The organism is Achromobacter xylosoxidans A8 (assembly GCF_000165835.1).
GTDB classification, from domain to species: Bacteria; Pseudomonadota; Gammaproteobacteria; order Burkholderiales; family Burkholderiaceae_B; genus Achromobacter; species Achromobacter xylosoxidans_B.
In genome coordinates this window covers 5,727,867-5,746,730 of the sequence record NC_014640.1, presented here as the reverse complement: position 1 = coordinate 5,746,730, position 18,864 = coordinate 5,727,867, and the positions used below count along the sequence as shown (strand labels likewise).

Sequence of the window (18,864 nt, the reverse complement as noted above, 5' to 3'; positions counted from 1 at the left end):
AGTGGTTTTTGCGAAGCTGCGCGCCCCGCGCGGGAGCGCGGGGCGGGAACTGACGCCAGGCGGCTTCAGATTGCCGCTTCGGCCTGCATGCGGCCCAGGATGAAGCCGTCGACCGCGCTGGTGCGCCCGCGCCAGAGCGTGGGCTGTCCGGCGATGGGGGTGCCATCGGCCGTGAAGAACAGGGCATCGGCGAGATGGATGTAGTTCGGCAGCGGATCCGCCGGCTGCGGCACGCGGAAGACGTCGCCCAACTCCGCCAGGGAGACATGCACGGCCTTGCGGGTGGCTTCGTCCACGGTGTTCAGCGACCCCGTGAAGCTGGCCGCGAAGCTGTCGAAGTAGTCGGCGCCGGACACGATGGAGCCCGACACCAGCATGCCGCCCATTTGCAGGGTGACGCCGATGCTCTCGATCTGGCTGCCGTTGTTCACCAGGTTGACCAGGAATTGCAGAAAGGCGTCGGCGTCGGGCGTGGCGCTGGCGCCCAGGCTGGCGTTGGGAGCGGTGCTCATGGCGTGATCTTCTGGAATATTTGGAAAACAGCCAAGATACTCGAATCGCGGGTGAAATACACAGAATGGGATCGCCCGAAAAACAGCCAAATCCGACCCCTATCCCCCGGCTTCGGGCGCTGGCATTTTTTCCAGGGCGCGAGCCAGCCTTCCGGCCGCCAGCCGCAGGCGGTCCCGCAGCGCTGCAGGGGCCAGAACCTCGAACTCCACGTCCAGCGCCATCAGCCAATACACCAGCGCGTCCAGGGAAGGCACCGCGCATAGCAGCAGGCAGCGCGTTTCGTCCAGGGGTTCGATCTGGCCGGCGCCGGGCGGGATCCGCGCGGCCATGACGGCGCGCGGCGCGTGCAGGACCACGCGCGCAGGTTCCGGATGCGGCGTCATCTTGACCGAGCGCGACACGTAGGCGCGCAGGTCGCCGCCTTCGGGCGGAGGCCGCGGCGCGAAATGCGCGCCGACCTGCGGGGCGCCCGCGATGCGGTCGATGCGGAAGGTGCGCCAGTCGTCGCGCGCAGGGTCCCAGGCCACCAGATACCAGCGATACCCCGTATGCGCCAGCCCTTGCGGTTCGACCAGCCGGGTGCTGGCTTGGCCCCTGCCGTCCGCGTAGTCGAAGCCGAGCCGCAACTGGTCGCGGCAGGCGGCCGCCAGCGTGGCGAGCAGGGTGGCGTCGACGGTGGTGCCATCGCGCGGTATGGGCACGATGGCCGAGCGCAGGGCGTCGACCCGGCGGCGCAGGCGCTGCGGCATGGCCTGCTCCAGCTTCACCAGGGCCCGCAGCGCGGTTTCCTCTATGCCGCCCACCGTGCCGGTGGCCGCGGTGCGCAGGGTGAGCGCCACGGCCAGGGCTTCATCGTCGTCCAAAAGCAGGGGAGGGAGGGCTTGCCCTGCGCGGAAGGCATAGCCGCCTGCCACGCCGCTGCTGGCATGGATGGGATAACCGAGCTCGCGCAGCTTGTCGATGTCGCGCCGCAGTGTGCGGGGATGGATGACAAGGGTCGCGGCCAAGTCGGTCCCGGCCCAGTGGCGGCGGGTTTGCAGCAGCGACAACAGGCGCAGAAGGCGGTTGCTGGAAGTAAGCATGGAGGCACGATAACGCGTATTGAGGGCGGAATCTGTCCTCAATGGGTTTTACAGTGGCTCCCGTAGTCAGCGGCAGGGGCCGCGACGCTCATCCCTTGATTGAATTGGAGATTTGCCCATGTCTATCGTCTTCTATTGGCACCCCATGTCCAGCGCGACCCCGGTGGCCTGCGCGCTTGCCGAACTGGCCGTGCCGCACGAACGCGTCAAGGTGGACATCAGGACGGGCGAGCAGCGCCGCCCCGAATTCCTGGCCCTGAACCCCAACGGCAAGGTTCCCACCCTGACGGTGGACGGCGCGCCCTTGTTCGAGACCCTGGCGATACAACTGTGGCTGGGCGAGCGCTACGGCGTGGAGCGCGGCCTGTGGCCTGCCGCCGGCACGCCCGAACGCCTGCTGGCGATGTCGTGGTGCGCCTGGTCCTATGTCAGCTACGGTGCGGCGGTGATGCGCCTGTTTCTCGCCACGCAGGCCGAGGGCGCGCCCGGCGGCGCCGAAGCGGAACGCGTGCTGGACGACGTGGATGCATTGCTGGCCGTGTTGGACGGCCATCTGTCGCAGCAGCCCTGGATGTTGGGCGCGGCCTACTCGCTGGCCGACCTGGTGGTGGGTTCGGTGGTCGGCTATAGCGCCTATCTGGGCGCCAGGGTGGCTTTGCACCCGCATGTGCAGGCATGGCTGGGCCGGGTCCAGGCCCGGCCCGCCATGCAGATCGATGCCTAGCGCCGGCTGACTGGCGCCGCGGCCTACCAGCCCCAGCAGGTGCCGGCCGCGGGCTTGCCGCAGTTGCGGTAGTTCACGGCGAACCACAGCTTGCCCGCGCCCCGCGGGCTGCCGTCGGCCTTGGCATCGTTGCGCGGCAGTTCCTCCAGGGTGTCGCGCGCCTTCTTGGTGGGCGAGCCGCTGGCAGCGTCGGCCACCAGGACGATGCGCCCCAGGCCGGCGGCGTCGCGGTCGTCGAAGACGATGTCGCCGTCCTTGAGCGCCGCCATCTTCAGGGAGGCGTCGCGCACTGCGGCAGCATAGCTGTCGCTCGCGCCGGCAGGCGCCAGGCTCTTGTTCAGCGTGCTGACGGCGAGGATCTGTGCGGGGGCGGCGGGCGCCATCATCTTGTACTGGTCCAGGCCGGGCAGTTGGCCGCCGGCGGCCTGGCGGCGCAGCCAGTCGCCCCACAGGAACTCGGCGAACTCCGGCAGGTTGCCGTTGCTGTAGGCGACGTCGCGGGTGAAGTACACCAGCGAGCGGTAGCGGTCCTCCTGCATGCCGCCGGCCTCCTGGGCGCTGGCCAGGCCCAGGCGGGCGGGCAGCTGATCCACGGTGATGGGCTGGTTCTGGCCGTCGCGCAGCCAGGCGCGGCGTTCGTCGACCATGCGCTGCCAGAAGGCGGCGGCGTTGGGCAGGCTGCTGTAGTTGGCGTCCACCTTGACCCAGACCGGCAGCTTGGGGCCGCCATCGGCGATCTCGCGCAGCGACGAGAAGGTATGGTGGCCGTCGGTCAGATACAGATTGCCGTCCCAGCCGACCACCACGGTCTTGAGGTTGGCCGCATTGGTGCCGGGGGCGTTCTTGCAGGCGTAGGTGGCGGGCTGGTCCAGGCGGGCGGCGCGCGCCTCGGCGATGCTCTGGAATTCCTGCGCGCGCTCGGCGCCGCCCATGTCTTCGCAGTAGTCGTCGAACTTCTTGCCTACCGTGCGGTTGAGGTAGTCCAGCTGCTGCACCGGCTTGTCGGTCCAGGTCGGGCGCTCGAAGTCGCCTTGCCAGCGGCCCAGCTTGTAGTAGATCTGGTCGTAGCCGATGGCGGCTTGGGTGGGGTGCAGTTCCTCGATGCGGACCTGGATCACGTCGCCCGGCTTGGCTTCGAGGTAGGCAGTGTTGCGAGGCGGCTGGGTTTCGACGGGCGGCGGCGTTTCCCCGGTGGGGGGAGGCGTGACGGCGACGGGTTCGTCGTCATGGTCGTCGCCGCCGCCGTTGCAGGCCGCCAGGGCCAGCGGCAGCAAGGCCGCGGCCAGGATGCGCAACAGGCGTTGCCGGTTGGGAAGGGAAGCGCGCGCGGGGCGGAAGGTCGGGGTCATGGTCCGTTCAGGATCTGGTTTCAAAGATAGCCGATCATGAGGGACGCGTGTTTCCTGAAGATTGCACGGCAGCGGGTTGCCACGCATGCAGTCTGTCCATGAGGCCCCGCACGACGGTGGCCTGATCGTGGATGCGGGCGGCGGCGGCGGCGGACAGGCCTGTCGAAAGCTCCTCTTCCAGCGCTTCGAAGTGCGAGGCGGGCGCCCGCATCTGCAGGGCCAGCAGCGCGCCCTGTATGCGGTGCAGCATCTGGGCCGTGGCGACGGCGTCGGGTTTTTCGGCGGCCTGTTCCAGCGCGTCGAGATCCTGGGTCATGGTGTCCCGGATCAATTGGCGATGGTCGGGCGCAAGCGCGGCGTACACCGCGAGCGTGCCAGCGGCAGGGCCGGCGGGAGCATGGGGGAGCGATTTGTGCATGAGAGCCTCCTAGGCGTACATGCGAATGACGTCAGGCTCGCGGGCGATATTAAAAAAGCCCGGTACCAGGAGGCTGCGAATCGGACGGATTCGCCATAGGCGGAGGCGGCCCCGCAGCCGCTCCGCCGCTTTGCTTTAGAACGTGTGGCGCACGCCGATGCCGGCGGCCGTGCTCTTCAGGCCGTCGATGAAGGCGTAGTCCTTGCCGTACGAACCGTAGGCGTACAGATTGGTGCGCTTGGACAGGTCGTAGGTATAGCCCACGCTCCAGACGTTCATGTTGGCGTCGCCGCCGGTCAGCTTGTCGTTGTTCGGCGATACGTGCTGCCACGATGCGAACAGGCTGCCGGCGCCGCCCATGGGCATGGTGGCGCCCAGCATGTAGGAGTTGGCCTTGAAGCCGTCAACGAAACGGTTGGTGCCGAATTCGTCGCTGAAGGGCGTGCCGGCCGGCAGATCCTGGCCGACGAACCAGCCGTCGGTGGTACGGCCGTAGGCGGCGGCGAGCTTCACCACTTCCAGGTCATAGGACAGGCCCAGCGCGTACTGGCGCGGCGTGGCGTCATGATCGATGGCGCCGCGATTGGAGCCGTTCAACTGGTCATAGGTCAGCGTGACGTTCACCGGGCCCTGCACATAGCGCAGGCCGGCGGTGATGCCGCGGGTGTTGTCGGCGGTGCGAAAGCCCGTCTGGTCCGCCACCGTGTCGTCCGCATTGAACGAGTAGCCGACGCCGAACTCGAAGCCGCTCATGGATGGCGACTTGTACATGACCATGTTGTCCCAGCGCATGGTGTTGGCGGCGCTGAACCCCAGGCCCATGTTGGACTGCGTGTAGCTGGTGTAGAAGGGGTCGATGTCGGCGAGGTAGTTCGAGCCCACCGTGGCCTGGCGGCCGAACTCCAGCGTGCCCCAGGCGTCGTTGGCCAGGCCGATGGTGGCTTGGCGGCCGAACAGGCGGCCGGATTGCCCGCGCTGGCCGTTGGCCGAGTCAAATCCGCTTTCCAGCTTGAACACGGCGCGCAGGCCGTCGCCCAGGTCCTCGGCGCCGCGCAGGCCCCAGCGCGACCCGGCCTGGATGCCGTTGATCATGCCTATCTTGCTACCGTCGTATCCATCGCCTTTGATCTTGTTGTAGCCGATGCCGGTGTCGATGACACCATAGAGAGTTACCGACGATTCTGCCTGAGCGACGCCTGCAAAAGTAGTGAACATTGCGGCTGCGAGCAGCGTCTTTTTCATCCTTGGGGACTCCTGTAGAGGGGTGGAAAAAACAAAAGGGAACAGCACGCGAGCATGTAGCCCAGCGCTGTTCCCAGCCCTCATTGTAGGACACCGGCCGCGGCCGGCAGGCTCAGCCCTTGCGGCGCGCCCGCTTTTCCTCGCGCACGAAGATGAATGCGCCGACCAGCACCATGGCCGCCAGGGCGTACCAGGTGATGGCGTAACCCAGGTGGTTGTTGGGGAAGTTCAGCACGGTCAGGCCGCCGACCGGCGCAGTGCGCCCGCTGCCGTCCTTGCCCGTCGCGTCGGCGTCGATGAAGTAGGGCGCCACGTCGGTCAGACCGCGCGCCGCGGCGATGGCGGGCAGGTCGCGCGAGTACCAGAGGTTGGTGGCCGGATCGTTGTTGCGCAGGAAGCCATGGCCGGGCTCGCCCATGCGCAGCAGGCCGGTGACGCTGGCCTGTTCGGGCGCGGACTGGATGGCGGACTTGCTCTTGCGCCATTCGGGCAGCACGAAGCCGCGGTTGACCAGCACCGTGCCGCCTTCGGGCAACTGCAGCGGGGTCATGACCCAGTAGCCGCTGCCCAGCTCGGTTGCGGCCTGCACCAGGGTCTGGCGGTCGTACAGGTAGGTGCCCGTGGCCGTGACGCGGCGGTATTCGGCGTTGTCGGAGCTCAGCGCGGGCCATTCGGCCTGGGCAGGAGCCGGCGTGGGCGCCGCATGGGCGCGCTGTTCGACCTGCGCGATCAGGGTGCGTTTCCAGGCCAGCCGGTGCACCTGCCAGGTGCCCAGGGCGCACAGGCCCGCGAAAATGGCGACAGCAAGCACCCCCAGGATGACCAGGGTGATCTTGCTGCGCGGATTGCGGGAGGAGGTGTCGCGGGAAGTAGAGTCGTTTACTGCGGCCATCAGGGCATTTTCCGCATGTCGTGGGTAGACATGGGCATCATATTGGAGTCGAGGTGGTACATGATCCAGATGGATCCGCTGAGCGTGATTACGACCAGCACCAGCGTGAATATTAACGCCAACATGTTCCAGCCGCTTTCGGACTTGGTGTCCATGTGCAGGAAGTAGATGATGTGGACCACGATCTGCACCACGGCGAACGCCAGGATCACCAGCGCGGTGGTGCGGGATTCGGTGAAGACGCGGCCCATGACCAGCCAGAACGGGATGGCGGTCAGGACGGCGGCCAGCACGAAGCCGGTCATGTAGCTCTTGAAAGTGCCGTGGGCGGCGCCGTCATCATCGTCGTGATGGTCATGGCCGCCATGGCCATGATCGGCCGGATGCTCCAGATGCGCGGTCATGGCAGCACTCCCATCAGGTACACGAAGGTGAAGACGCCCACCCAGATCAGGTCCAGGAAGTGCCAGAACATGGACAGGCACATCAGGCGGCGGCGGTTTTCGGGAATCAGCCCGTGCATCTGCACCTGGATCATCATCGTCACCAGCCACACGATGCCGAAGGTGACGTGCAGCCCGTGGGTGCCGACCAGCGTGAAGAAGGACGACAGGAAGGCGCTGCGCTGAGGGCCGGCGCCCTGGTGGATCAGGTGCGCGAATTCATACAGTTCCAGCGACAGGAAGCCCAGCCCCAGGATGCCGGTCACGGCCAGCCACAGCTGGGTGGCGCCGACCCGGTTGCGCCGCATCTCCAGCATGGCGAAACCGTAGGTGATCGACGACAGCAGCAGCAGCGCGGTATTCACTGCCACCAGCGGCAGGTCGAACAGGTCGGCGCCGGACGGGCCTGCCGCGTAGTTGCGGCCCAGCACGCCGTAGGTGGCGAACAGGCAGGCGAAGATGAGGCAGTCGCTCATCAGGTAGACCCAGAACCCCAGCAGGGTGCCGTTCTTGGGATGGTGTTCGCCCGCGACGTAGAACACGGGCTCCGCGGGCGGCGCGGCGCCGCCGGGCAGGTTGGGGGCCAGGGTATCAGACATTTTTCGCTAGCAACCTTGTGCGGGCGTCTTCGGCGCGCACGACCTCATCGGCCGGCACGTAGTAGTCGCGCTTGTAGTTGAAGGTATGAACGATGGACACCAGGATCAGCGCCGCGAACGACAGCACGGCCAGCGGCCACATGTGCCAGATCAGCGCGAAACCCATGACGACGCTGATCCCCGCCAGCACGATGCCGGCCCAGGTGTTCTTGGGCATATGGATGGGAATGAAGCCCTGTTGCGGCCGCAGGTAGCCGTGCTGCTTCATCTGCCACCAGGCGTCCTGGTCATGCACGCGCGGCGTGAAGGCGAAGTTGTAGTTGGGCGGCGGCGACGAGGTCGACCATTCCAGCGTGCGCCCATCCCAGGGGTCGCCGGTGGTGTCGCGCAGCGATTCGCGGCGGCGGTAGCTGACCACCAGCTGGATCAGGAAGCTGGCAATGCCGCAGGCGATCAGCAGCGCGCCGAAGGCCGCCACCTGGAACCAGATCTGCAGCGACATGTCCTCGAAGTGGTTCACGCGCCGCGTCACGCCCATCAGCCCCAGCACGTAAAGCGGCATGAAGGCGACGTAGAAGCCCACCAGCCAGAACCAGAACGAGCACTTGCCCCAGAATGGATCGAGCTTGTAGCCGAAGGCCTTGGGAAACCAGTACGTGATGCCTGCCATCAGCCCGAACAGCACGCCGCCGATGATCACGTTATGGAAGTGCGCGATCAGGAACAGGCTGTTGTGCAGGACGAAATCGGCGGGCGGCACGGCCAGCAGCACGCCCGTCATGCCGCCGATCACGAAGGTCACCATGAAGCCCAGGGTCCACAGCATGGGGACCTCGAAGCGGATGCGGCCGTGGTACATGGTGAACAGCCAGTTGAAGATCTTCGCGCCCGTCGGGATCGAGATGATCATGGTGGTGATCCCGAAGAACGAGTTCACGCTGGCGCCCGACCCCATGGTGAAGAAGTGGTGCAGCCAAACCAGGTACGACAGCACCGTGATCACGACCGTGGCATACACCATGGACGCGTAGCCGAAGAGGCGCTTGCGGCAGAAGGTGGAGACCACTTCGGAGAAGATGCCGAACGCCGGCAGGATCAGGATGTAGACCTCGGGGTGGCCCCAGATCCAGATCAGGTTCACGTACATCATGGCGTTGCCGCCGAAATCCGCGGTGAAGAAGTTGGTGCCCACGTAGCGGTCCATGGACAGCAGCGCCAGCACCGCGGTCAGCACCGGGAAGGCGGCCACGATCAGCACGTTGGTGCACAGCGCGGTCCAGGTGAAGATGGGCATGCGCATCATCGTCATGCCCGGCGCGCGCATCTTGACGATGGTGACCAGCAGGTTGACCCCGGACAGCAGCGTGCCCACCCCCGCTATCTGCAAGGCCCATATGTAGTAATCGACGCCGACGTCGGGACTCTGCATGATCCCTGATAAAGGCGGATACGCCAGCCAGCCGGTGCGTGCGAATTCGCCCACGAACAGCGACATCATGACCAGGATCACGCCGCCCGTGGTCATCCAGAAACTGAAGTTGTTCAGGAAGGGAAAGGCCACGTCGCGCGCGCCGATCTGCAAGGGCACGATGTAGTTCATCAGCCCCGTGACCAGCGGCATGGCCACGAAGAAGATCATGATCACGCCATGCGCGGTGAAGATCTGGTCGTAGTGGTGCGGCGGCAGGTAGCCCGCCGAATCGCCGAAAGCCACCGCCTGCTGCAAGCGCATCATGATGGCGTCGGCAAAGCCGCGCAGCAGCATCACGATGCCCAGGATGACGTACATGATGCCGATCTTCTTGTGGTCGATGCTGGTGAACCACTCGCGCCACAGATAGCCCCACTTGCCGTAGTAGGTGATGGCGCCCACTACCGCGATGCCGCCTATGGCGACCGCGATGAAGGTGAAGAGCAGGATCGGTTCATGGTAGGGAATGGCTTCCCAGGTCAACTTACCGAAGATCAGCTTGGTGAGGTCTGGTTGGTCAGGCATCTCGATTCCAGCAAAAAGACCGCAATTTCACGAAGCCCTTGCATCATCCGGATCGCCGTGCGCCAGCGATCCGCTACAGGACCAATCCTTCGGTGGCCGTGCACATCGCGCCCACGTACTTGCGCGGCGCGCCGGTCAGGCCCAGGCGCTCGCGCGTTCCGGCGTCCAGGGTGGTGACGTTGAGTGCGCCGGGTATGCCCATGCCGCCCTGCGCGTCGATCGCCATCGCGTCGCGCATGCACATGCGGTTGGGCTCCACGCAGCGGTTGACGATCGCTTCGAACAGGCCGGGCGCGCTGGAGGCATAGAGCTGCACCGGATTGCGTTCGCTCGGCTGTTCAAGTTTCAGGTAGGCGTCGCGGCTGAGCGCGGCGCTGGAGGCGCGCGCGCTGGCCACCCACTGGTCGAAGCCCTGCTGGTCTACCCCATGGAACTTGAAGCGCATGCCGGAGAAGCCAGAGCCGCTGTAGTTGGCGGAAATGCCTTCATATTCGCCGGGGTGGTTAATCACGGCGTGCAAGGTGGTCTGCATGCCGGGCATGGCGTAGATCTGGCCCGCCAGCGCGGGCACGAAGAAGGAGTTCATTACCGTGGACGAGGTGATCCGGAACTGGATGGGACGGTCCACGGGGGCCGCCATCTCGTTCACCGCCGCGATGCCCTGTTCGGGATAGATGAACAGCCATTTCCAGTCCAGCGCCACGACTTCGACCACCAGCGGCTTGGTGCCGGCCGGCACTTCGCGGCCTTCGGACAGGCGCGCGAGCGGGCGGTAGGGGTCCAGCTGGTGGGTGCTGACCCAGGTAACCGCGCCCAGCGCAATGATGATCAGCAGCGGCGCCGCCCAGATCAGGAGCTCCAGCATGGTGGAGTGGTTCCAGTCGGGGTCGTAGTGCGCATCCTTGTTGCTGGCGCGATAGCGCCACGCGAACAGGAACGTCAGGAAGATCACCGGCACGATGATCAGCAGCATCAAGCCGGTGGAAATGATGATCAGATTGCGCTGCTGCAAGGCGATGTCGCCCGACGGCGAGAGCAGGACCGCATTGCATCCGGCGAGCAATGGCAGAGCGGCAATCAGGACCAATCCGCGGAACCTTGGGAAGGACGGCATGACCATACCCCGAAACGTAACCGTGGGAAGTAAACGCAACACTACGCTGGAAGCCGCGAAAAATCTAGGGTAAAAAGAACAAAAATGTGCAGGGCGGCGCGCGCGGACCAGGGCTGCATCCCAATAACGGAGCGGCTCTGCGCGATATGGACCGCAGGCGCGCGGGTGTGTTTCAGGATCGTAGGCCAGGCTGTTCCGAACCTCCTTTCAGCGAGCATTCACATGGCGACCACCACGCAATATCCCGGTCATGCCCCTTCAGTCCCCGCAGCCGGCGGCGGCCACGCCAAGGTGGCGCCGGGTGAAATCGCGGTGGGCGTGGTGGTGGGGCGCGCTTCCGAATACTTCGATTTCTTCGTCTTCGGCATTGCCTGCGTGCTGGTGTTTCCGCAGGTCTTCTTCCCCTTTGAACCGCGCCTGGAAGGCACGCTCTGGTCCTTCGTCATCTTCTCGTTCGCGTTCATCATGCGGCCCATCGGCACGGCGCTGTCAATGGCGGCGCAGCGGCGCTGGGGGCGCGCGACCAAACTCACCATTGCCTTGTTCCTGCTGGGAACCGCCACCGTGGGCATGGCCTTCCTGCCCGGCTACAACGTCATCGGCGCGCACGCGATCACGCTGCTGGCGCTGTTCCGCTGCCTGCAAGGCCTGGCGCTGGGCGGCTCATGGGACGGGCTGCCGTCGCTGCTGGCCTTGAATGCGCCGCCGAATCGCCGCGGTTGGTATTCGATGCTGGGCCAACTGGGCGCGCCCGTGGGCTTCATGGTTGCCAGCGCGTTGTTCCTGTTCCTGCACGTGACGCTGACCGAAGCCGATTTCCTGGAATGGGGCTGGCGCTATCCCTTCTTCGTGGCGTTCGCGATCAACGTGGTGGCGCTGTTCGCGCGGCTGCGGCTGGTGGTGACCGAGGAATACACGCAACTGCTGGAAGAGGGCGAGCTCGAACCCATCAGCACCACGCAGATGGTGCGCGAGCAAGGCTACAACCTGTTCATCGGCGCCTTCGCGGCATTGGCCAGCTATGCCTTGTTCCACCTGGTCACGGTGTTTCCGCTATCGTGGATCGCGGTCAGCGCCACCCAGCAGATCCAGGACGTGCTGGTCGTGCAGATCATAGGCGCAGTGCTGGGCATCCTGGGCACCATCGCCTCGGGCTGGCTGGCCGACCGCATCGGCCGGCGCACCACGCTGGGCCTGCTGGCCTTGCTGATCGCCGTTTTTGCGCTGTTTACACCCTGGCTGCTGGGCGGCGGCCCGAAAGCGCAGGACGCATTCATTCTGGTGGGCTTCGCGCTGCTGGGACTGTCCTACGGCCAGGCCTCGGGCACCGTTACCGCGAACTTCACGCGCCGCTTCCGCTACACGGGCGCGGCGCTGACTTCCGACATGGCCTGGCTGATCGGCGCCGCGTTCGCGCCGCTGGTCGCTCTGGGCTTGTCGGCGCGCTTCGGGCTGGTGGCGGTCAGCGTCTATCTGCTGTCCGGTGCGGCCTGCACGCTGTTGGCGCTGCGCATCAACAAGGTGCTGGAAACGCGGGATTGAAGGGATGAAACCAAGGCCGCGCCCGCGGAATTTCCGCGGGCGCGGCCTTTTTTCTTGTGTAATGGCGGGGCTAGCGCACCGGCCAGCCGTACATCAGGCCGCCGTCGCGCCATTGCGCGTTCAGCGCGCGCGGCAGTTTCATCGGGCTGCTCATGCCCAGGTTGCGCTCATAGCTTTCGCCGTAATTGCCCACTTGCTTGACGATGTTGTAGGCCCATTTGTCGTCCACGCCCATGTTGCGCCCCATGCCGGGCGTCACGCCCAGGATGCGCTGCACGTTGGGGCTGTTGGCCTTGAGCTGCGCATCGACGTTGGACGAAGTGATGCCGAATTCCTCGGCCTCCAGCATCGCGTTCAGCGACCAGCGCACGATGTTGATCCAGTTGTCGTCGCCCTGGCGCACCATGGGGCCGAGGGGGCTCTTCGAAATGTTCTCGTCCAGGATCACATAGCTCTCGGGGTTTTCCAACGTCATGCGGGAAGCGGCCAGTTGCGACTTGTCGGAGGTGAAGGCGTCGCAGCGTCCGGCCGAAAAGGCGCGCACGATCTCGTCGTATTTCTCGATGACGACCGGCTTGAAGCGCAATGACTGCGAGCGGAACCAGTCGGCCAGATCGAGTTCGGTCACGGTTCCCGGCTGCACGCAGACCGTGGCGCCGTCCAGTTCGCGCAGCTTCTTCACGCCCAGCTTGTCCGACACCATCACGCCCTGGCTGTCGTAGTAGTTGACCGCCACGCTCAGCAGGCCGAGCGTGGTGTCGCGCGCCATTGTGGGCGTCACGTTGCGGGTCAGCACGTCGACCTCGCCGGACTGTAGCGCGGTGAAGCGAGCCTGGGTGGTGAGCGGCGTCAGGCGGTACTTCGTCGCGTCATTGAACACTGTCGCCGCGATGGCGCGGCACATGTCTACGTCCAGGCCGTGCCAGGTCCCCTTGCTGTCGGGCGCGGAAAAGCCTTGTATGCCGGTCGATACGCCGCATTGCAGATAGCCCCGCTTGCGTACCGTGTCGAGCGTGGGGCCGGCGAATGCCTGGCTGGATACGGCGGCCAGCGCCAGGGCGCAGATGGCGTATGTGCGTCGGTGCATGTCGTTCTCCTGCCGGGCGGGCCGGCGCCGGATGGTTGCGGAAAGGGGCTTCAGGCGGCGCGCGCGGCCGGCTTGGCGATCTTGTCCAGGCTCTCAGTCAGGGCCTGATCCAGGATCGCAATGGCGCGGTCGATCTCGGCGTTGCTCACGGTCAAGGGCGGCGCGATGCGCCACACCGAACCGCGTTCGGGACGGCGACGGATGTTCATGGACAGGCCCAGTTCGAAGCAGCGCTGCGTGGTCAGGGCGCCGAGCTGGTGATAGGGTTCGCGGGTATTGCGGTCGCGCACCAGCTCCACGCCCAGCAGCAAGCCCAGGCCGCGCACGTCACCGATGGCTTCATGGCGCTGCTGCAGTTCCAGCAAGCCGCGGCGCAGGTAGTCCCCCTGGGTCCGGGCGCGTTCGATCAGGCCTTCGCGCTGGATGGTATCCAGCACGGCCAGGCCCACCGTGGCGGGCAACGGGTCCGATACGTGGCTGGTGTAGAAGGTGAAGCCCTTCTCGTGCACGTCCTGTTCGATGGCGGGCGTGGTAACGGCGGCGGCCAGCGGCAGGCCGCCGCCCAGCGTCTTGGACACGCTCATGATGTCGGGCGTGACGCCGAAGTACTCGGAGCCGCTGCGGTAGCCGATGCGGCCGAATGCGGTCTGTGCCTCATCGAAGATCAGCAGCATGCCGCGCGCGTCGGCCGCCTGCCGCAGCGCCTGCATGTAGGACTTGGGCGGCACCAGCACGCCGCCCGCGCTGATGACGGGCTCGACGATGATGGCGGCCGGCCTGCCGGCGGAAGCCATGTCGAACATCTTCAGTCCGATCTCCAGGCAGGCCAGCGCGGATTGCTCGGCGTCCATGCCGGCGATGTAAGGACGGTAGGCGTTGGGTTCGGGCATGACGAACACGCCGGCGGGCGGCACGCCGTAGCCCTTGCGGTCGCTGGCATAGGAAACCGAACCGGCTCCGCTGGTCACGCCGTGCCAGGAGCCGCCGATGGCCAGGATCTCGAAGCCGCTCTTGTGCATCTTGGCCATGCGCAGGGCGATTTCGTTGCTTTCCGAGCCGGTGTTGACGAAGATCGACTTGCTCAGGCCTGCGGGCATCCAGTCGCGTGCGACGGTGGCTGCCAGCTGGGCCACAGCTTCCGGAATCATGCCGCTGAAAAAGTGGAAGGCGGTTTCGCCCGCCTTGTGTACCGCCTCGACGATGGCTGGATGGTTGTGGCCGATGGTGGCGCACATCTGGCCCGAGGTGAAGTCCAGGATCTCGCGCCCGGTGTCGTCGCGCACGATGGCGCCCTTGGCGGACGTAAACAGATTGGGGAAGGTATCGCCGCCGTAGCGTACGAGATATTCGCGGGCAGCGGCGCGCAGGGTTTCATCCATGTTTACACTCCGTGGCGTGTGGGCTCCAATGCGGAACCGATGGCCGCAGTGTCGGGCAGGGCGCGGACATCGTCCAATGCGAACTAAGCATGCGCGCCGATGCGTCGCGCGCATGGCCGATGCGGATTACGCATGACGCAAGGAGCACTATGGATACCCGGTGGTTGCAGGACTTCATCACGTTGTCGGAGGTGCGCAATTTCACGCGCGCCGCCGAGGCGCGCAATCTGTCGCAGGCCGCGTTCAGCCGCCGCATCCAGAGCCTGGAGAACTGGGCGGGCGCGCGCCTGATCGACCGCACGGCGTTTCCCACCCAGCTGACCGAGGCGGGAGAACGCTTCCGTGGCGCGGCGATAGAGCTGATCAACCAGTTGGCTGAGGCGCGCGCCGGCATCGCGGGCGTGCCGGCGCAGAATCAGCTGCGTCTGGCGACTTCCTATGCGCTGGCGACCGCGCATTTGCCGAAATGGTGGCGGACCTGGAGCGAGGGCAAGTTCCTCAGCTGCAGCCTGCAGACGGGCAATGTGCACGACACGGTGTCGGCCTTCACCTCGGGCGCGGCGGATTTCCTGATCTGCTTTCATCAGGTCGCCCAGCCCTTGCCCCTGGATCCCGCGCGCTACGACTGCCTGACGCTCGGTCGCGAGCTGATTCGGCCATACGCGGCGCGAGCGCTGATCGAGCGCACCGGCTTGGACCTGCCCGGCACGGCAGCCCGGCCGGTACCTTTGCTGATGTACTCGGCCAACGTCTATTTCGGCCGCCTGATCGATGCGGTGATCGAAGGGGCCGCGGCGCCGTTGCATGGCGTGCGCATGTTCGAGGCCGAGATGTCGGACGTGCTGGGCGACATGGCCGCCCAGGAACTGGGCGTCGCCTGGCTCGCGGATAGCGCGGTGCAGCGGCTGGCGTCGGCGGATCTTGCGCCGCTGGCCAGCCGCCTATGGGATATCGAGGTGTCGATCCTGGCGTTCAAGGACCGCGCCGACTCGCGCCCCGCGGTGGAATCGATGTGGCAGCGGATGCGCGCGACCGCTCAGCCGGCGTAGCCTTCCAGCACGTTGGCGACGTTGATGCCCACGTCCGCCACGGCATAGCCGCCTTCCATCGTGAACACAGCCGGCAGGCCCAGGCCGGCCAGCAGGCGGCCCACGTGCAGATAGTCGGCGCTCTTGAGCTGGAACTTGGAGATGGGGTCGCCTTCGTAGGTGTCCACGCCCAAGGCGATCACGACCGCGTCCGCCTTGAAGGCGCGCACGGCCGCCAGTCCTTGTTCCAGCGCCTGGGTCCAGGCGGCAAAGCCCGTGCCGGCGGGCAGCGGCAGGTTCAGGTTGGCGTCCAGGCCGGCGCCCGCGCCGCGCTCATCGGCATAGCCCAGATAAAAGGGGTACTCGGTGGTCGGGTCGCCGTGGACCGACACGGTCAGCACGTCGCCGCGTTCGTAGAAGATGCTCTGCGTGCCGTTGCCGTGGTGGTAGTCCACGTCCACGATGGCGACGCGTTCGGCGCCGGCTTCGCGTAGCGCCTGCGCGGCCAGCGCCGCATTGTTCAGGAAGCAATAGCCGCCGAAGAAATCGGGACCAGCATGGTGGCCGGGCGGGCGCGTGAGCGCCATGGCGGCGCGGGGGCCGCCCGCCGCGGATACGGCGCGCGCGGCGTCGATGGCGCAGGCGGCGCCCGCAGTGGCGGCCTCCCAGGTGCCGGCGGTCAGCGGGCAGCCGCTGTCGAACGAGAACAGGCCGACGCGCGCGGCGAAGTTGGTGGGTTCTATATCGTGGCGGAAGCCGCGCACGGGCCAGATCGAGGGCAGGACGTCCAGTTCGGCGTTGGCCGGGTCCAGGGCAACCCAATCGTGCCAGGCGTTGGCCAGGAAATCCACGTAGCGGGGCGTGTGCACGCGCTTGACCAAGTCCAGGTCCGCAGCCGAGGGTACGCGCAATTCTCCGATGCCGCGCTGGCGCAACGCCTGCAGCACGAACTCCAGGCGCGCCGGGGTCTCGTGGCAGGGCACCAGCTTGCCGCGGAACATTTCCTGCCGGCCAGCATGTTTGTCATGGACAGGGTTGTGGAAGATCAGCACGGCGGGGGTGTCCTCGGACGTAGAGCCAGGAAGGCGGAAGCGCAACTATAGCGGCCGCGATGCTTGCGGCGCCATGGCTGGCGCGCGACGGCGCGGGTTGGGGCGGGTGCTTCCCGGCGTGTGCGCGCCTAAGGGCCAGGCCGCGCGACGCATTTTCCGGCCTGGGACCCCGGGTGCGGAATGCGCCGCTCGGACTCGCCTTCGCGCCGTGTCCAGGAAATGGCCTGCGCCGTGCCGTCCGGGCATACCCGGTATTCCTCGAAGCCATAGGTGTCGGCGCTGTAGCGGCACGCCACGGAAAAGACAGGTTTGCTTGCGTCGAACACGGGGTTGACGAAGCCGCGGCAGGGACTGGCCGCGGCATCGGGATGCGGCATTTCGAGAAAGCGTCCTTCCTGCGGGCGGTACAGGAATATGCGCGAAATGGCCTGTGTGCTCCCGCCGGTCTGGCCGATGACGAAGTCCCGGTAGCCGTCATGGTCCACGTCCACGTCCTGGAACTGGTCGATGTCTTCGTCGCCGTCGAGGCGGGGGATTTCCTGCGCAGTGCCGTCGCCCACGCGTACGCTCAGGCGCTGCTCAGGCAGTTCGGAAACCGTTACCACGGCGGACAGGCCGGGGCGGATCGTATAGGGGTAATCGCGCGCGGCGGCGTTTTGGCTTAGCGCTGACAGCGCGGCCAGCGCCGCCACGGACAAGAATGCTCTCATGGGGCGCCCTCCGCGCCGTCGACTCGGTGAGGCATTATGCCGCAGCGGCTTGCGGGGAAACCAGGATCCCTTGCCCCGCGTCGGGCGGTGGATCCTGGGTAGAATTCCAAGATACGCAAGATTGCCGCGACGCGCTCCGCCCGCCATGAATTTTCCGTTTCCCCTCCGTCAAGAGTGTCCGCCGGGCGCATGCGTGTGCGACCGCGAGCGGCTGCTGGCCGATCCGGCCGCGGACATCCGCGTGCTGCGGTTGACCAAGGAAGAGGAGAAACGCCTGGTGGCGCGGCTGGAGAACATCTCCAGCCTGGAGGACCTGCGCGCCATGCAGGGACGCATCCAGGCGCAATTGGGTATCGTGATCCTCATCACGCCCAGCGAAAACGAGGTGCGCACGTCGCGCGGCATTGCGATCCAGCTGGAGGACCAGCTCGGCTTGTGCCGCAAGACGCGCACGGCGATCCCCGCCGCCATCCGCCGCGGCTTCGACAACCGGCCCGAGATCGTCTATGCGCTCTTGAACGAGCGTGACCTGCTCAGCGGCACCTGAGCGTGTTCAGGACTTCTTCGCCCCAGCGGCAGCGCCGCAGGACGCAAGCGGCACCACGTCGGCTGGCGCGCGTCCGGCGTCTGGCCGCGTCGCATCGCGCTTCTTGCCCAGGGTGACCGGGTAGATCAGCAGCACCGCGCTGCCGGCTTCCAGCTTGGGATCCTGCTTGGTGCCGTAGGCCACGGTCCAGCCGCGCACGGCCAGGGGGGCCAGCGTGTACTGCAAGGCCGAACCTGGCGAGACGTGCGCCACCTTGCCGGCAAACAGATCCTGCTGATGCGTTTCGGCGCCGTTGGCGCTGACATAGGTGGCGATGCTGACCAGCGCCGCGCCATTGCCCGGGCGGCCCAGCACCGCGGTCTTGTATTTGCCGGGAGGGATGTCGGTCAGGTTGACCGTGAGCGGTCCGGCCGCGTTCCCTTTGGAATCCAGGCTGACGCCGTTGATTTCGGCGCGGGCCAGGGGCGCAGTACCTGTATTGCGCACGCGCACGCTGTATTCCCCGGAAGTCCCCGTGACCGTGCAGACCTCGACGCCGTAGGCGGCGCGCGCAGGATGGGCCTGTGCTGTCGTGGCGGCCGTGGCCAGCAGGGCCGCCAGGAACAGCTTGGGGACAGGGGAATGAACGATGGACACGGCACGCTCCTATATGGAGGCAGCGCGCCGGGTTGCCGCGTTGCCTGCCCTATTACACCACTTGGCGGCCGGGCGCCGCGGCCTGCTCGCGCTTGCCGGCCAGCCAGTGGAGGATCAGCGCCAGCACCAGCAGGCCCACCATGATGAAGCCCCAGAAGATCCAGGCCAGCACCGAGATCAGCGTGCCAAGGCTGCCGGCGAAGGGCAGCATCTGGTTCAGGCCCTGCGCGGCCCACACCAGGCCGCCTTGCAGCGTCTGCAGCCAGGCGGGGTCGACCCAGGCCGCGGCCCAGGCGGGCGGAACCCATTGCGACGTGTCCAACGCCGTGCCGGGCACCTGGGTCGTGGCGATGGTCGACAGAACCCAGTTGGTCAGCTGCAGCGTCAGCGCAACCAGCCCGGTCCAGAGTGCGGCAAGCACCGCGAAGGCGAGCCAGATGATCTTTTTCATTGAGGTGGTACTCCGATGTTTCTAAAGAGGGGCCACGATAAGGCGGATTCTATTTCTGAA

The 18,864-nt window shown here is 66.3% G+C and carries 20 protein-coding genes; 4 read left to right on the top strand and 16 right to left on the bottom strand.

The window, feature by feature from the left end; all coding sequences use genetic code 11:
• Positions 1–65: 65 nt before the first annotated feature.
• Positions 66–512 carry a gas vesicle accessory protein GvpU gene (gene gvpU / locus AXYL_RS35230; protein WP_013395974.1) on the bottom strand — a complete coding sequence of 149 codons (447 nt, stop codon included), beginning with the start codon at positions 510–512 and terminating at the stop codon, positions 66–68.
• 99 nt (positions 513–611) lie between these two features.
• On the bottom strand, positions 612–1,595 hold the full coding sequence (locus tag AXYL_RS26580) for a helix-turn-helix transcriptional regulator (protein WP_013395973.1): 984 nt from the start codon (positions 1,593–1,595) through the stop codon (positions 612–614).
• Positions 1,596–1,713: 118 nt separating this feature from the next.
• Here AXYL_RS26580 and AXYL_RS26575 point away from each other — a divergent pair, with 118 nt between their 5' ends.
• Positions 1,714–2,319, top strand: coding sequence for a glutathione S-transferase family protein (locus tag AXYL_RS26575; RefSeq protein ID WP_013395972.1), 606 nt, complete (start codon positions 1,714–1,716; stop codon positions 2,317–2,319).
• Between the two features lie 23 nt (positions 2,320–2,342).
• On the opposite strand, the gene AXYL_RS26570 is transcribed toward AXYL_RS26575, so the two are convergent.
• The 8 genes from AXYL_RS26570 to cyoA form a co-directional block, all read right to left on the bottom strand.
• A complete protein-coding gene (locus tag AXYL_RS26570) occupies positions 2,343–3,668 on the bottom strand; it encodes a ParB/Srx family N-terminal domain-containing protein (RefSeq protein ID WP_013395971.1) in 1,326 nt (441 codons plus the stop codon).
• A 34-nt stretch (positions 3,669–3,702) separates the two neighbouring features.
• Entirely contained in the window at positions 3,703–4,086 is a 384-nt protein-coding gene (locus tag AXYL_RS26565; RefSeq protein ID WP_013395970.1) for a hypothetical protein, read from the bottom strand.
• A gap of 135 nt (positions 4,087–4,221) precedes the next feature.
• On the bottom strand, positions 4,222–5,328 hold the full coding sequence (locus tag AXYL_RS26560) for a porin (protein ID WP_013395969.1): 1,107 nt from the start codon (positions 5,326–5,328) through the stop codon (positions 4,222–4,224).
• 112 nt (positions 5,329–5,440) lie between these two features.
• Positions 5,441–6,220 carry an SURF1 family protein gene (locus AXYL_RS26555; RefSeq protein WP_013395968.1) on the bottom strand — a complete coding sequence of 260 codons (780 nt, stop codon included), beginning with the start codon at positions 6,218–6,220 and terminating at the stop codon, positions 5,441–5,443.
• Positions 6,220–6,624: a cytochrome o ubiquinol oxidase subunit IV gene (gene cyoD, locus AXYL_RS26550; RefSeq protein ID WP_013395967.1), complete on the bottom strand. Its 405-nt coding sequence runs from the start codon at positions 6,622–6,624 to the stop codon at positions 6,220–6,222. Before cyoD ends, AXYL_RS26555 begins: the two co-directional genes overlap by 1 nt.
• A complete protein-coding gene (gene cyoC / locus AXYL_RS26545) occupies positions 6,621–7,262 on the bottom strand; it encodes a cytochrome o ubiquinol oxidase subunit III (RefSeq protein WP_013395966.1) in 642 nt (213 codons plus the stop codon). The genes cyoD and cyoC overlap by 4 nt, the downstream gene beginning before the upstream one ends.
• Positions 7,255–9,258, bottom strand: coding sequence for a cytochrome o ubiquinol oxidase subunit I (gene cyoB / locus AXYL_RS26540; RefSeq protein ID WP_013395965.1), 2,004 nt, complete (start codon positions 9,256–9,258; stop codon positions 7,255–7,257). The genes cyoC and cyoB overlap by 8 nt, the downstream gene beginning before the upstream one ends.
• A gap of 73 nt (positions 9,259–9,331) precedes the next feature.
• The gene (cyoA, locus tag AXYL_RS26535; protein WP_013395964.1) at positions 9,332–10,372 is read right to left on the bottom strand and encodes a ubiquinol oxidase subunit II; all 1,041 of its coding nucleotides are present in this window, start codon (positions 10,370–10,372) and stop codon (positions 9,332–9,334) included.
• A 222-nt stretch (positions 10,373–10,594) separates the two neighbouring features.
• On the opposite strand from cyoA, the gene AXYL_RS26530 reads away from it, so the two are divergent.
• The gene (locus AXYL_RS26530; protein ID WP_013395963.1) at positions 10,595–11,914 is read left to right on the top strand and encodes an MFS transporter; all 1,320 of its coding nucleotides are present in this window, start codon (positions 10,595–10,597) and stop codon (positions 11,912–11,914) included.
• 70 nt (positions 11,915–11,984) lie between these two features.
• On the opposite strand, the gene AXYL_RS26525 is transcribed toward AXYL_RS26530, so the two are convergent.
• Together AXYL_RS26525 and AXYL_RS26520 are read right to left on the bottom strand one after the other, a co-directional pair.
• A complete protein-coding gene (locus AXYL_RS26525) occupies positions 11,985–13,001 on the bottom strand; it encodes an amino acid ABC transporter substrate-binding protein (RefSeq protein WP_013395962.1) in 1,017 nt (338 codons plus the stop codon).
• Positions 13,002–13,051: 50 nt separating this feature from the next.
• Positions 13,052–14,380, bottom strand: coding sequence for an aspartate aminotransferase family protein (locus AXYL_RS26520; RefSeq protein ID WP_013395961.1), 1,329 nt, complete (start codon positions 14,378–14,380; stop codon positions 13,052–13,054).
• Between the two features lie 149 nt (positions 14,381–14,529).
• Between AXYL_RS26520 and AXYL_RS26515 the strand changes: the two genes are divergently transcribed.
• Entirely contained in the window at positions 14,530–15,429 is a 900-nt protein-coding gene (locus tag AXYL_RS26515) for a LysR family transcriptional regulator (RefSeq protein WP_013395960.1), read from the top strand.
• Here the strand turns inward: AXYL_RS26515 and AXYL_RS26510 are convergent.
• Both AXYL_RS26510 and AXYL_RS26505 read right to left on the bottom strand, forming a co-directional pair.
• On the bottom strand, positions 15,417–16,460 hold the full coding sequence (locus AXYL_RS26510) for a histone deacetylase family protein (RefSeq protein ID WP_013395959.1): 1,044 nt from the start codon (positions 16,458–16,460) through the stop codon (positions 15,417–15,419). The two genes, AXYL_RS26515 and AXYL_RS26510, sit on opposite strands and share 13 nt — an antisense overlap.
• 128 nt (positions 16,461–16,588) lie before the next feature.
• The gene (locus AXYL_RS26505; RefSeq protein ID WP_013395958.1) at positions 16,589–17,170 is read right to left on the bottom strand and encodes an XAC2610-related protein; all 582 of its coding nucleotides are present in this window, start codon (positions 17,168–17,170) and stop codon (positions 16,589–16,591) included.
• A gap of 145 nt (positions 17,171–17,315) precedes the next feature.
• Between AXYL_RS26505 and AXYL_RS26500 the strand changes: the two genes are divergently transcribed.
• Positions 17,316–17,717: a hypothetical protein gene (locus AXYL_RS26500; RefSeq protein WP_013395957.1), complete on the top strand. Its 402-nt coding sequence runs from the start codon at positions 17,316–17,318 to the stop codon at positions 17,715–17,717.
• A gap of 6 nt (positions 17,718–17,723) precedes the next feature.
• On the opposite strand, the gene AXYL_RS26495 is transcribed toward AXYL_RS26500, so the two are convergent.
• Both AXYL_RS26495 and AXYL_RS26490 read right to left on the bottom strand, forming a co-directional pair.
• Positions 17,724–18,353 carry a hypothetical protein gene (locus AXYL_RS26495; RefSeq protein WP_013395956.1) on the bottom strand — a complete coding sequence of 210 codons (630 nt, stop codon included), beginning with the start codon at positions 18,351–18,353 and terminating at the stop codon, positions 17,724–17,726.
• Positions 18,354–18,405: 52 nt separating this feature from the next.
• On the bottom strand, positions 18,406–18,804 hold the full coding sequence (locus AXYL_RS26490; protein ID WP_013395955.1) for a hypothetical protein: 399 nt from the start codon (positions 18,802–18,804) through the stop codon (positions 18,406–18,408).
• Positions 18,805–18,864: the final 60 nt, after the last annotated feature.